Origin of the sequence: Pseudoalteromonas sp. XMcav11-Q, assembly GCF_040104525.1 — a bacterium.
Classification (GTDB): Bacteria; Pseudomonadota; Gammaproteobacteria; order Enterobacterales; family Alteromonadaceae; genus Pseudoalteromonas.
In genome coordinates this window covers 359,481-373,266 of sequence record NZ_JBECOX010000005.1, presented here as the reverse complement: position 1 = coordinate 373,266, position 13,786 = coordinate 359,481, and the positions used below count along the sequence as shown (strand labels likewise).

Annotated in this window: 9 protein-coding genes; 7 read left to right on the top strand and 2 right to left on the bottom strand. The window is 45.1% G+C overall.

All coding sequences use genetic code 11. The features are described 5' to 3' along the window. The first annotated feature begins 153 nt into the window (after nt 1-153). On the top strand, nt 154-624 hold the full coding sequence (locus ABMY45_RS10970) for a hypothetical protein (protein ID WP_174168483.1): 471 nt from the start codon (nt 154-156) through the stop codon (nt 622-624). A 31-nt stretch (nt 625-655) separates the two neighbouring features. Here the strand turns inward: ABMY45_RS10970 and ABMY45_RS10965 are convergent, their stop codons facing one another. Continuing rightward, complete coding sequence (locus ABMY45_RS10965; protein ID WP_349288887.1) at nt 656-2,272, bottom strand: tetratricopeptide repeat protein; 1,617 nt, start codon at nt 2,270-2,272, stop codon at nt 656-658. Nucleotides 2,273-2,442: 170 nt separating this feature from the next. Further along, nucleotides 2,443-3,333 (bottom strand): DMT family transporter, encoded by an 891-nt coding sequence (locus ABMY45_RS10960; protein ID WP_174168485.1) that lies wholly within the window; start codon nt 3,331-3,333, stop codon nt 2,443-2,445. Nucleotides 3,334-3,510: 177 nt separating this feature from the next. Between ABMY45_RS10960 and metA the strand changes: the two genes are divergently transcribed. The 6 genes from metA to hrpB all read left to right on the top strand — a co-directional run bounded on the left by metA (nt 3,511) and on the right by hrpB (nt 13,714). Next, a complete protein-coding gene (metA, locus tag ABMY45_RS10955) occupies nt 3,511-4,458 on the top strand; it encodes a homoserine O-succinyltransferase (RefSeq protein WP_130126639.1) in 948 nt (315 codons plus the stop codon). Further along, complete coding sequence (locus ABMY45_RS10950) at nt 4,448-5,527, top strand: homocysteine S-methyltransferase family protein (protein WP_174168486.1); 1,080 nt, start codon at nt 4,448-4,450, stop codon at nt 5,525-5,527. Before metA ends, ABMY45_RS10950 begins: the two co-directional genes overlap by 11 nt. A gap of 9 nt (nt 5,528-5,536) precedes the next feature. Next, entirely contained in the window at nt 5,537-8,164 is a 2,628-nt protein-coding gene (gene metH, locus ABMY45_RS10945; protein ID WP_349288886.1) for a methionine synthase, read from the top strand. A gap of 210 nt (nt 8,165-8,374) precedes the next feature. Further along, the gene (locus ABMY45_RS10940; protein WP_102056404.1) at nt 8,375-9,259 is read left to right on the top strand and encodes a hypothetical protein; all 885 of its coding nucleotides are present in this window, start codon (nt 8,375-8,377) and stop codon (nt 9,257-9,259) included. Further along, nucleotides 9,259-11,127: a GGDEF domain-containing protein gene (locus ABMY45_RS10935; protein ID WP_174168487.1), complete on the top strand. Its 1,869-nt coding sequence runs from the start codon at nt 9,259-9,261 to the stop codon at nt 11,125-11,127. The genes ABMY45_RS10940 and ABMY45_RS10935 overlap by 1 nt, the downstream gene beginning before the upstream one ends. 76 nt (nt 11,128-11,203) lie before the next feature. Next, nucleotides 11,204-13,714 (top strand): ATP-dependent helicase HrpB, encoded by a 2,511-nt coding sequence (hrpB, locus tag ABMY45_RS10930; protein ID WP_174168488.1) that lies wholly within the window; start codon nt 11,204-11,206, stop codon nt 13,712-13,714. The last annotated feature ends 72 nt before the right edge of the window (nt 13,715-13,786 follow it).

Sequence of the window (13,786 nt, the reverse complement as noted above, 5' to 3'; positions counted from 1 at the left end):
TTATATTTTTACCCGAATTTACCCAATTGCCCCGTAACTTTTGCTGCAATCAATATTCGCTTGAGGCAGGATTTTGCTATCGCCGTTATTGGAGTCTCAGCGTGAGTACATTCGCAATCGAGTAACGGTGTCATAACCAATAAGGAGACAGTTATGAGACGAGTAATAGTGTTGGGAGCAACTTTGATTGCGAGCTTTGTACAAGCCCATAGCCCAGAAATGATAGCGCAGCTCGAAGTTGCTGATGGGGCGAAATGTCCAAAGCGGCAAACGATTCTGCTAGGTAAAATGACATTAACTGCTGGAACCTTTAAATATTTACATAGTGAAGGAAGTAACGTTTGTACCAGTCCTAAGCAGAGTATTCCTGGTCGTATTACACCACGACTAGATTGTGGCCAGTTTGATGATTGGCGACTTGCTTATGATATGGGTAATAAAATGTGTCAATCTCTACATCAAAATATGAAAGGCTTTAGTAATAGCCTAAAGCCTGATATGACAGTGTATCCTCGCTTTGAAGGACCTTTTGAATTCAAAGGAGACCGTCATCACCAAGAGTATGAGGCCGGTATGGGCGTGACTTTAGCATGCTATTTATGTGAGACCGCGACGGATAACTAGAGAAGGGGCAAAAGCCCCTTTGTTGTAAACATCAAGTAGCGTTGGAGCACGCTATGATTAGCTCCAGTTGTGCAACTTTTTGAGAAAGGGGCGCAGTATCGAAATTAGCGTCTTGGCATTGAGTGAGTACATATTGTGCCGTGGTAACAATATTTCGAATACGCGGCTTTTTGGGCAGCGTTTTGATATTAAGATAGCGTTCAAGAGTGCGCACTCGTAAGCGACCATCATCGATATTCACTTTCCACACTTTGCTTTCTTCCGCTAATTCGACACGAGTTTTGCCACTACTTTGCTCCCAAAGCGTCAAAGTGAGTGTCATTACCTCAACCATTAATTGTCTAGCGGCCTGTTCATCAATGCTCGTATGTTTACTGTGCACGCCATGAGTATCGGCGCGGGCGGTATTGCGAATAAAGCAGTAAGTAACCAAAACACCTGCTAAAAATGTGATAAACCCGACGAGTACATGAGACAACATGCTTGTCTCTGTTTGGCGCTTAGGCGCGGTCAAGACGTTAGCGCTTTGAAGGCGAAATTGATAAAGGTTTTCACTTTGTACACGACTAGTTTTAAGCGTGTCATTATAACGCTGTGCGGTCTCTACCGCTTCTTTATAAGCGTGTGTTTGTAGTTGGGACTGCAATAAGGCAATGTAAAATAACTCCGTAAGCTGACTATTTTGCTGATTATGTGCTTCAAGCCCCTGTTTAAGTATCGTTTGTGCTGTTAGGTTATCGCCCTCAAGCTGCTTGAGTTTGGCCTCAATAAGCAGTGCTCGCTGATCCACTTTACCGTGTTGAATTAGTTGCCGAGTACGTTTAAATGAAGCAAGTTGCTGTTGTGCCTGAGTGATATGATTTTGAGCAATGGCAATTTCGGCCAATAATAAATAGGCTCGAGACAATTGGGTATAGGCACCGCTTTGTGTCAAAGGTTGAAGTAAATCTTCAATTATTTCAGTTGCTTTGTTGTAGTCGCGCTTTTTGTAAAATACCTCCGCGATGCTTAGCAAGGTGTGATTCGCTTTAGTTTGGTCGCCAGCTTGCTGGTGGAGCGCGTGGGCTTGACGAAACGAGAGGATGGCATCATCCAACTGATTAATATCCCTCGATACATTCCCTAAATTGTTAAGCGTGATCGCTTGTCTCTGTAGGTCATTTGTTGCTTTCGCTATTTGGTAGCTTTCTAAAAATAAAGTAAGGGCGGTGTCTAAATCTCCGAGTGCCTGATAGGCATTAGCTAAATCGTTTGCCGATTTACCCAGGAGTTCGTTTTGTTGCAACTTAGCCGCAAGCGTTTGCGCTTCGTGGAAGCTCTCCAGCGCTTGAATATAATTGCGCTGGCGATAACGATTAATACCACTTTGTCTTAACACCTGAAAGCGTTGGAGTGTGGTTAACTTCCATGCCATCAACTCATCCAGTATTTGATTGCTGAGCTTTATGTCACCCGCTCGACGATACAAGCTAACAAGCTCAAGATGTGCATCAAAAGCTTGAGCACCGTTGGGTTCAAGCGTTTCAAGATGTTGCTTACAAGACAAAATCTGGCTTGTGAGATTAGCATTATTGGCACCTGGGCATTCTGAACCATGCGCCGGTAACACAACGAGCAGTAATGCGAAAAACAAAGCAAGCAAAGGCATAAATATTAGTCTATATACATTGTTTTTACATATTAATATAGTGGTAACAAAAAGTCGTGTCTGCCTTTAATAAATCTTAGGTTGACTACTTTTTGTATTTTGCCTCTGTTTCGGTGGTAAATTAACCCCAAATTCAGGCCAATATGCACACATATTAAGTGTGATATTGGCTATCCCTTTAGCAATAAAAACACCCCAGCTAAAGCAATTAGGCCTCCAAACATCATAGACTTAGTAATAGCTTCTCTGCGCAGTAGTCCAATTGTCATCACCATAAGCGGTGCCGTTGCAAAGATGGTTTGTGCGATAGCGGGATCAGTATGATTAACGGAAATTAACTGTAGCCAAAGCCCAATAAAGGTGCCAAAAAACACTGCAACGAATAACCAGTTTTTACCGTCGATTTGTTTAAGTGTGAGTGCTTTAAACAGGCTTTGTGATTTCAAACAAACAACAATAAAGGCCACAAATAGGGTGCCGGATCCCAAGCGAATAAGTGCCGCCCACAAACTACTAATGCTTTCGTTATTTAGCGCACCTTTGGAAAGCACCATACCCGCAGCTTGGCAAATGGCAGCCGTGAGTGCAAAACAGACTCCCAAGAGATAATGTTTTTTGTCTAATACCGGCTGGCTTCTACTTGGCTTAATCGCCAACATCACACCAACGGTTGTCACTGCAATGCCGAGCCAAGCGGATGCGCTGAGATAAACACCAAGGAGCACAATGTTTAAGATCCCCGCGATGGCAGGTGCAAGACTTTCAATAACCAAAGTGCGAGCAGGGCCTATATTTCTGAGTGCGGCAAAGTAAGCGCTGTCACCAATCGCTATGCCCAGTATCCCACTGGCTATCAGCCAGCCCCAGCTCGAGAGTAAGGTCGGATACATAGCATCACCTGCGATGAGCAAACACAAGATCATCAAAGCAGAAGCGATGACGCCTTTGCTAACGTTCAACTCAAATGGACTAAGGTGATGGCTAAATCGTTTATACAGTATGGTTGAGCCAGCCCATACCCCAGCCGCCGCAATCGCTGCCGCTTCGCCAATACCAATCATAAATATCAAGTTTCTTGTGTTTATTTATATGATGGCAAGTATACATAAATTGAAATAATCAGTGAGAGGTTAGGCATCAAATTATTATCACAAATGTTTAGACGTCCACACATCTAGAGGTTGAATTTTTCCAGTTTTTGTCCATAATAATGCCATTCGATTAGTCTGGAGCAGCGCATGCCAATCACCGTCACCGACGAACTCCCAGCCATTGCCCAATTGCGTCATGAAAATGTGTTCGTGATGCCACAAAGTCGTGCATCAACGCAAGAGATCCGCCCAATGCGGCTCGCGATATTAAACTTGATGCCGAATAAGGTGGAGACTGAGGTGCAATTTATCCGATTACTGGCAAATACCCCTTTGCAGGTGAATGTTGATTTGTTGCGACTGGACACCCACCGTAGCTCTGAAAACTCAGAGCAACATCTAGATATGTTTTACCGCTATTTTTCGGATGTGAAAGATCAAAACTATGATGCTTTGATAGTCACCGGTGCGCCGCTGGCGCATCTTGAATATGACGATGTGGTGTATTGGCAGGAATTACAGGCGTTTTTTGATTGGGCTGAGCACCATGTTACTTCAACCCTGTTTTCTTGTTGGGCCGCACATGCCGGTTTGTATCACCATTATGGGTTAAAGCGAGCACTCAAAAATGACAAACTGTGTGGCGTATTTAAGCACCACTGTTATTTTGACCACGGGGCGCTCACTCGCGGTTTTGATGATGAGTTTTTGGTGCCACACTCACGTTATGGCCACATCGACATCGATAAAATTAATGCGTGTAAAGACCTAGTGGTGTTAGCAGGCTCTGAAAAAGTGGGCGCTTACTTAATTAAAAATCACTCAGGTAGCCAAGTATACATTACCGGTCATCCTGAATACGACGCCGATACGCTACAAAAAGAATATCTTCGCGATTGTGAAAAAATGGCCAACGCACCGCAGCCTGAGAACTATTTTCCTGAGAATGACACCAGCAAACGTCCATCTAAGACATGGCAAAGCCATGCATTCTTGTTATTCTCAAATTGGTTAAACTACTATGTTTACCAAACCACACCTTATGATATTAACTTAGTTAGCCAAGATGTAAGGACTAACAATTATGCCGAATAATGTAGCCGTAAACGGTGAGCAAATAGCAGAGCAGCTTAAGCAAGCAATGCAGCAACGTATTCTGATCTTAGATGGTGCAATGGGAACCATGATCCAAAAGCACAAATTAGAAGAACAAGACTATCGTGGTGAGCGCTTTAAAGATTGGCATGTCCTTATCAAAGGCAACAACGATCTGCTAAGTTTGACGCAGCCTGAGATAATCAAACAGATCCATCGCGATTATCTAGCTGCTGGCGCAGATATCATTGAAACCAATACTTTTAACGCCACCACCATCTCGATGGAAGATTATGACATGGCAAGCCTAAGCCGCGAGATTAATCTTGAATCGGCGAAGCTTGCACGTGCGGTATGTGATGAATTTACCGCCAAAGATCCCAGCAAGCCTCGCTATGTGGCAGGTGTACTTGGCCCAACGTCAAAAACCTGTTCGATTTCTCCTGATGTAAACGACCCTGGTTTTCGCAATATCACTTTTGACAAGTTGGTTGCAGCCTATGTCGAATCAACGCTTGCCCTTATTGAAGGCGGTGCTCACCTTATTTTGATTGAGACTATTTTTGATACGCTCAACGCCAAAGCCGCGTCTTACGGTGTAGAAGAAGCGTTCGAGCAAGCGGGCCTCACTCTGCCTGTTATGATCTCGGGCACGATCACCGACGCTTCCGGTCGCACGCTATCAGGGCAAACCACCGAGGCGTTTTATAACTCCATTCGTCATATTAAGCCAATCTCTATTGGCCTCAACTGCGCGCTAGGCCCAGATTTATTAAGACAGTATGTAGAAGAGCTGTCACGGGTTTGTGAGACCTTTACCTCTGTACATCCAAACGCAGGGCTTCCTAACGAGTTTGGTGAATACGACCTAGAAGCCGATGACATGGCAAAAGAGATTATCGATTGGGGCAATGAAGGGTTTATCAATATTGTTGGCGGCTGCTGTGGCACCACGCCCGAACATATTCGCGCCTTCGCGAGAGGCCTTGAGCAAACCCAGCCGCGTAGCTTGCCTAACATCGAAGTGCGGATGCGTTTGGCAGGTCTTGAAGCCTGTAACTTAAATTAGGAATTCACCATGACACAAACAGCAGTATTTACCAATGTCGGTGAACGTACCAATGTAACGGGATCGGCAAAATTTAAGCGCTTAATTTTAGAAGAAGATTACGAAACCGCGCTGGATGTTGCCAGAGAGCAGGTTGAAAGCGGCGCGCAAGTGATCGATATCAACATGGATGAAGCCATGTTGGACTCAAAAGCTGCGATGGTGAAGTTTCTTAATCTGATAGCGTCAGAGCCGGATATTTCTAAAGTCCCCATCATGGTCGACTCGTCTAAATGGGAAGTCATTGAAGCGGGTCTGAAATGTATTCAAGGTAAAGCCATTGTAAACTCAATCTCCTTAAAAGAGGGTGAGGCACCATTTATCCACCAAGCCAAAATCATCAAGCGCTTTGGTGCTGCTGTGGTGGTGATGGCATTTGATGAAGTTGGTCAAGCGGAAACCGCAGAGCGAAAGTTTGAGATCTGTCAGCGTTCTTACAAAATCTTGGTTGACGAGCTTGGGTTTCCGCCAGAAGACATTATTTTTGACCCTAATATTTTTGCGGTCGCTACGGGTATCGAAGAGCATGATAACTATGCCGTAGAATTTATAGAGGGCACGCGCAGAATTAAGCAAAACCTGCCGCACTGTAAAGTGTCAGGGGGGGTATCTAACGTATCCTTCTCATTCCGTGGTAACAACCCGGTGCGTGAAGCGATCCACTCTGTGTTTCTTTACCATGCGATTAAAGCAGGCATGGATATGGGGATCGTCAATGCCGGTCAGTTAGCCGTGTATGACGATATTCCAAAAGAGCTCCGTGATGCCGTTGAGGATGTGATCCTCAATACCGACGCCGGTGCTGGCGAACGATTGGTTGAGATCGCGCCTAAATACTCGGGCATGGCGCAAGCCGAAAAGCAGGAAGATTTAGAGTGGCGTTCTTGGCCAGTTGAAAAACGCTTGGAGCACGACTTAGTTAAAGGGATCACCGAGTTTATCGACGAGGATACCGAGGCCTGTCGGCAACAGTTTGATAAGCCAATTCAAGTGATTGAAGGGCCACTGATGGATGGTATGAACGTGGTTGGCGACTTGTTTGGCGCGGGCAAAATGTTCCTGCCTCAAGTGGTGAAATCTGCTCGAGTGATGAAGCGCGCGGTTGCCTATCTTGACCCTTACATTGAGGCTGAAAAAGAAGAAGGCTCTAGTAACGGTAAAGTGATCATGGCCACGGTTAAGGGCGATGTACACGACATTGGCAAAAACATTGTGGGCGTGGTACTGCAATGTAACAACTACGAAGTCGTGGACTTGGGTGTGATGGTGCCAGCAGAGAAAATTCTGCAAACGGCCATTGACGAAAACGCTGATGTCATTGGTCTGTCTGGCCTTATTACGCCATCCCTTGATGAAATGGTGCATGTTGCGAAAGAAATGACGCGTCGCGGCTTCGATATTCCTCTACTCATTGGTGGTGCAACCACATCGAAAGCGCATACTGCGGTTAAAATTGAACCTCAGTACGATAAAGGTGTGATCTACGTCAATAACGCCAGTCGGGCGGTTGGTGTGGTATCTAGCCTGCTAAGTAAAACCCAAAAGCCAGAGTTTTTAGCAAAAACCGCGGACGAATACGTCAAAGTACGGGAGCAGCAGGCGCGTAAAAAACCACGTTCAAAACCGGTTACTTTGGCGCGTGCGCGCGATAATGCGGTAAAACTTGATTGGCAAAGCTACACGCCACCGGTGCCAAATAAGTTGGGGATCACCGAGTTTAAAGACGTGAGCATTAAAACGCTACGCGATTATATCGACTGGACGCCATTTTTTATGACCTGGTCATTGGCCGGTAAATATCCACGTATTCTACAAGACGAAGTGGTTGGTGAAGAGGCGCAAAAACTGTTTCATGATGCCAATGCCATGTTAGATCAGTTAGAACAAGCGGGCACTTTACAGCCACTGGGTGTGATTGGATTGTTCCCTGCTAACCGCGTGGGTGATGATATTGAAATTTATACCGATGAGTCGCGCAGCGAAGTCTTGGTTACGTCATGTCAGCTGCGTCAGCAAACCGAAAAAACCGATTTCCCTAACTATTGTTTGTCGGATTATATTGCACCTAAAGGCACACCTGATTATTTCGGTGCATTTGCCGTCACTGGTGGTCTTGAAGAAGATGACTTAGCAGATGCATTTGATGCCAAGCAAGATGACTACAACAAGATCATGATTAAAGCGGTCGCAGATCGCTTAGCCGAGGCATTTGCTGAATATTTACATGAGCAAGTGCGTAAAGTGTACTGGGGATTTGCAGCGGATGAAGCGCTAAGTAACGAAGAACTTATCCGTGAAAACTATCAAGGGATCCGTCCTGCGCCAGGGTATCCAGCGTGCCCTGAACACACCGAGAAACAAAAAATTTGGCAGTTGTTAGATGTCGAAAACCGTATCGGTATGAAGCTGACTAGCTCATACGCCATGTGGCCGGGAGCAGCGGTGTCGGGTTGGTATTTCTCACATCCAGATTCTAAGTACTTTGCCGTTGCCAGTATTCAAAGAGATCAAGTAGAAGACTATGCTGCGCGTCAAGCGATGTCGCTGGAAGAAGCGGAGCGTTGGCTTGGTCCTAACTTAGGATATGAAACCGCATAATAGCTGAATTGGCATCCAGCTAAACCTAATCTGAGATTAAGTTTAGCTGGGCTTTTTATTGCTTTCATTTCTTGAGTTTTAACGTTTATTGGCGGGCTGATAAATTTCAAATCCAAATTCATTAGAATATGTTGTTTAGTAGTTAACAGAGCACGCTAAATTCAAGTATACTGAGTTGAATAACTGTTAATAATAAGGCTTTACTCAACAATGAAGATGAAGTGGCTGTTTTCACTCCTTTTTATTTCCAATCTCTGTTGGGGGAGCAATCAGCTGGTTGTTGACATTATCAGTAGTGAAAATTTCAGTCAGCGTTATGAGCACTTTCTTGCTGGTCGTGACGTTTTAGACGTTGATTCTTTTTTTCCAACCACCAAAGGTTCTCATATTGAAATCATCGAAATGGTGTTACTACAGCAGGCCTTGTTTCTTGGTGGTGAGACGCGCAAAGTTGTATTTAATCCAAAACCTTCGGTGAATATTTTAGAGTTTTCCGATCTGATCGCTGGGGAAAGTTTAATCCTTGCTCGCAGTGTTTGGCATGAAAATATCGTGGACTATCGCGGCTCATTATTTATCTCAGATCCGCTTGTTGAAGTAGGAGATTACGAAGCTGGGCTTTACGTCACCAAGCGTAATGTCGCACTGCAGCAAACGCCGCTTTCACAGCTTCGGCAGCTGAATGTGGTATCTAACCCGCAATGGGAAGTGGATTGGCGTGCTTTGATGAATACAGATTTACACATGGTGAGCTTTATTGGCCCGTGGGAAACCATGTTGGCAATGGTAGAAAGTGATGTCGTCGACACTATGTTGATTAATTTTAGCGTGAGTGATTCTTTAACTTTAAATTTTGAAGGTAAAGAATATGTCCCAATCGAAAATATTAAGGTTGTCTTGCCAGACTCTCGGCATTTTGTCGTCAGTAAAAATCATCCTGAAGGCGTGCAAATATTTGCGGCACTCAATCGTGGGTTAAAAATACTTAAACGACGAGGCGTGATCAAACGGGCGTTGACAGAATCTGGTTTTATCAACAAAAAAGTGGCGAATTGGCAGGTGGCTAACGCTGAAATGCTGGTGGGAGGAGACTAATGCAGCCAGCTGTGGTATCGCTTTGCATATTGGTAAGTGCGCTAATTACATTTTGTGGTTTTGCTTACGAATCATCAGAACAAATACAGCGCAACTTAAATGCGCTACAAATGTCGGCTGAACAAGATTATGACTTGTCTTTATTACCGGACATCAGAGCACTTCGAGAGCAAGCGCGTGCGCAAGGTAATAAGCCGTTGCAAATCAAAGCATTACTGTTAGAGGGTGGTATAGTTCAACACTTTGGTGAGTTTGAGGATGGTCTCGACTTGCACCAACAAGCGTTGCAGTTGGCCGAAGCCGATAACAATACATTTTTAAAGGCAAACACCTATCTCGCCATCGCTCACCTTGATATTGACTTAGAGAGCTATGAGTTAGCGCAGCGCTATTTAGATAAAGCCTCATTGCTGGCTGAGCAAATTGATGATAATGCCCAGGTAAAAGCCGATATCAGTTTATGGCAGTCGCGCTTGAATATGGATAAGGGCGCTTATCGTTTAGCGCTTAAGTCCTCTTTCGTACCAGAGATTTCAGGCATTCGGCAGGAGACGCTTGCGCAGTTAAAGCTGACGCGTTCTTGGGCTCATTTACAGCTCGGTGAATATTTACCAGCCAAGCAAATTCTAGATGAGTTAGACAATGCGGATTATTTGGTTCAAAACCAAAGAATGCGGATTATGTCGGCAGTGCAGCGTGCCAGAGTGGCTTTACAAAGTGGCGATTTTGCAACTTCAATTGATTTAGCTCAGGCTGGGCTGAGAGATACACTCGGCACTCGTTTTTTACTTTTTCAATCTCAGTTGCAGTGGATACTGGCCTCAGCCTATGCTCAGCTTGGAGACTATCAGCAAGCGCATCGTTATTTAAAACGCTATGCCGTTACCGAGCAGTCACTGAATTTGCAAAAGCGTAATAACAAACTACTTAAGCTAGAAGCGCAATATTCTCTTGCCCAACAAAAGCAGGCACTTAATGAGCTTGAGCGAGACAATGCCCAGCAGGCAAAGCAGATTATGGCGCATCAGCAACAGATAGAAAATGCAAGATTAAGCCAGCAGCGTTGGTTATTGATAGTCCTGCTTGTATTTACCTTAGCGCTGGTCTTTTATTGGCGTTGGCAAAATCGCCGTTACACCAAGCTGTTAGAAAGTCAGGTTGCGCAGCGTACTGAGGAACTCGCAGAGCGAAATAAGCGGTTACAAACCCTTAGTTTCACCGATAGCTTGACCGGTCTGAGTAATCGGCATCATTTTTTTAGCGTGATCGATGGCACCATTGAAGTGTACAGGCAAAAGTGGCAAATTCCGCAAACACAACAGAATGCCGATCTAATTTTTGTGATTATTGATATCGACCACTTTAAAAATATCAATGATAGTTTTGGCCATGCCGCAGGAGATATCGTGTTGCAAGACTTTGCTGAAATCCTCAAGCAATGCACACGAGAGTCAGATATATTAGTGCGCTGGGGTGGGGAAGAGTTTTTGTTGGTGATGCCGGATATGGACAGAGCGGCTGCGCACGAAGTGACAGAACGGATCCGTCGCCAAGTGGAGAGCTATCCATTTGTGGTGAACGATCAAACTATCAACTGTACTTGCTCAATTGGCTTTGCTCCATTCCCGTTTGACCCAACACAACCAGACAAGCTTAACTGGGAACATGTGTTAGAGTTAGCCGACGGTGGCTTATATCTTGCGAAAGAATCTCATCGTAATGCCTGGGTTGGCGTGCACACTGGAGACGAGGAAGTACAGAGTCCGGCAGAGCACATGGTGCAAAATCTACGCTCATATTTACAAGCAGGCAAACTAAAAACGTGGTCAAATCTATCCGATCTTATTTATGCTTGTAATACTCGTTAAGCGAATTCTGCTGTTTGGAGACATCCAGTTTAGGTGTATCATATTGAACAAGATAGAATAATAAAGCGCTATAGTTTTGCTGCCGATTGAAGCCTTCATCCCCGAGATTATTTCCACCTTAAACAATGATAACCGTCTGGTATTACAAGCCGAGCCCGGCGCAGGTAAATCGACCTTAGTGCCGCTGCGTTTACTGCAAGCTGATATTTTTTCCGGTAAAAAAATTATTATGCTTGAGCCACGTCGTGTGGCTGCAAAATCTATCGCGACTTATTTAGCCAAACAGCTGGGGGAATCGGTCGGTGAGCGAGTCGGTTATCAAATCCGAAACGAGCAACGTGTTTCATCCAACACCCGCTTGGAAATCGTCACCGAAGGCGTATTGACTCGCCGTCTTCAAGCGGATCCCGAACTCAGTGATGTTGCACTTATTATCTTCGATGAATTCCATGAGCGTTCTATTCATGCGGATCTAGCTTTAATGCTCGCGTTTGAAGTGCAACAAGCGTATCGCGACGACCTCAAATTACTGGTGATGTCTGCAACGATAGACTCCGAGCTTTTATCGAATTATCTGGATGGTGCACCAAGGTTATCTTGCCCTGGTAAAACCTATCCTGTTGAAATTGAATATGTCGGTAAAGCGAGTCGTTACTTGGCAGATCATGTGTTAAGTGTGCTGCGTCACGCTTTCACTCTACAAAGCGATGGTGATGTATTGGTTTTTCTTCCCGGACAGGCTGATATTCAGCGCTGCATTGAGGCGTGCCAAGTGCTTGACCAAAGTAATATTGAGCTTCTGCCTTTGTACGGCGGGTTACCCTTATCTGAGCAAGAGAAAGTACTCAGTAAAAGCGCCAGCGCATCAAGACGTATTATTTTTTCGACCAATATTGCTGAAACCAGTTTGACTATAACCGGGATCACTATGGTTATAGATTCTGGCCTTGAAAAACGCTTAACCTATGACGTTAGAAGCGGTCTCTCGCGGCTCGATACGGTGATGATCTCAAAGGCATCAGCAACACAACGTGCAGGGCGTGCGGGTCGTCTACAAGCGGGCCATTGTTTACGTCTTTGGCGCGAAAGCGAGCATAATAACTTAAGTGACTTTCAGCCAGAAGAAATAACCACCACTGACCTTTCTGACTTAGCGTTAGAGCTCAGCGCGTGGGGCGTGACACAATACAAGGACGCGAATTGGCTAACATCGCCACCGGTGCAACATTTTTCGGTGGCCTGTCAATTGAATCAGTCGCTTGGCTTGGTCGATGCGCATAATAAAGTGTTAACTGCTGGGCAGCGTGCACTACAACTGGGGGTTTCGCCTCGTCTTGCCAGCATGCTACTGCGATGTGAGACGCTAATTTCGCAACAACTTGCTTGTTTTTTGGCGGCAATATTGAGCGAGCGAGATATTGTAGTACAAGCTAACACAAGTGATGTATGTGAACGAGTATTGGCATTGGTAGAGTTTGTGCAAGACCGTACCCGTGCCGCCAAAGCATATCGCTTGCACAGAGCTGCCGCAGAGCAGGCCGTAAAATTGGCCAAATCATTTGCACACAAACTGGGAATTAGTCTCAAGAGTGAAGCAATCGCCCTTGTAGATATTCAAACCTTAGCACCTACTTTATTGCTCCATGCCTTTCCTGACAGAGCTGCACAAAAACGTCCTTTAGGGGACAATCGCTACTTACTTGCGAATGGTCGGGGGGTGACATTACGTGACGGCGATCCGCTGCAAGGTCAGGCTTATTTGATTGTTTGTGATGTGGATGGCAAAAATAAGGATGGCTTGGTATTTCTAAGCTGCGCAATCGAAAAGAGCACATTACTTGAGCAGCTAGCGCCATATTTGAGTGAGGTGGTGCAGTATCAACTGGATAGTAAAAAAGAGGCGATTCAGGGCCGGCAACAAGTTAAATATCATGCTCTGGTATTAAAAGAGCAAAACCTGAGTCAGATCCCCAAAGAAGCGTTTGCCCAATGTGTGAAGGATATTCTCACATCGGAAGGACTTGGTTTGCTCAATTGGTCGGTAAAAAGTCACGCTTGGCTCGCTCGAGCTAAATGGTTAAGTGAACAATTGAATACCTTCCCACAGATATCTGAGTCAAGTTTGATAGCGCAGCTTGATACTTGGTTATTGCCCTATTTGACGGGCGTAAACACTATCAAACAACTGAAGCAACTGGATATTTTTAACCTGCTTCAAGCGACACTCACTTGGGAGCAGCAACAGCAACTCGAAGCGCAAGCACCTGAGTTTTATGTTACGCCAAGCGATAAGCGAGTCGCGATCCGCTACGATGAGCACCAAGGGCCAACCGTTTCTGTGGTGTTACAAGAAATGTTTGGTCAATTGACGTCGCCAACGCTCGCCAATGGTCAAGTCGCAGTGCGATTTGAGCTGTTATCTCCAGCGAAAAGGCCAATCCAAACCACCAGTGATTTAAGCAACTTTTGGCAAACTTCTTATTTTGAGGTGGCCAAAGAAATGCGTGGTCGATATCCAAAACACCGATGGCCAGATAAACCGCTTGAGGAAAAGCCTGGCCGCTCCATAAAACCGAGAGGAAAGTAGGCTGGTGGAGCAATAGGCTTGTAAAGAAGTCATAATGGCTATAACGTGAACAGTCTAATGTAGAAAGGAGTG

Excerpts from the sequence above, each read along its gene's own strand:
- metA (WP_130126639.1), top strand. The coding sequence starts at position 3,511 with ATGCCAATCACCGTCACCGACGAACTCCCAGCCATTGCCCAATTGCGT.
- metH (WP_349288886.1), top strand. The coding sequence starts at position 5,537 with ATGACACAAACAGCAGTATTTACCAATGTCGGTGAACGTACCAATGTA.
- ABMY45_RS10965 (WP_349288887.1), bottom strand. The coding sequence starts at position 2,272 with ATGCCTTTGCTTGCTTTGTTTTTCGCATTACTGCTCGTTGTGTTACCG.
- ABMY45_RS10970 (WP_174168483.1), top strand. The coding sequence starts at position 154 with ATGAGACGAGTAATAGTGTTGGGAGCAACTTTGATTGCGAGCTTTGTA.
- ABMY45_RS10950 (WP_174168486.1), top strand. The coding sequence starts at position 4,448 with ATGCCGAATAATGTAGCCGTAAACGGTGAGCAAATAGCAGAGCAGCTT.
- ABMY45_RS10960 (WP_174168485.1), bottom strand. The coding sequence starts at position 3,333 with ATGATTGGTATTGGCGAAGCGGCAGCGATTGCGGCGGCTGGGGTATGG.
- ABMY45_RS10935 (WP_174168487.1), top strand. The coding sequence starts at position 9,259 with ATGCAGCCAGCTGTGGTATCGCTTTGCATATTGGTAAGTGCGCTAATT.
- ABMY45_RS10940 (WP_102056404.1), top strand. The coding sequence starts at position 8,375 with ATGAAGATGAAGTGGCTGTTTTCACTCCTTTTTATTTCCAATCTCTGT.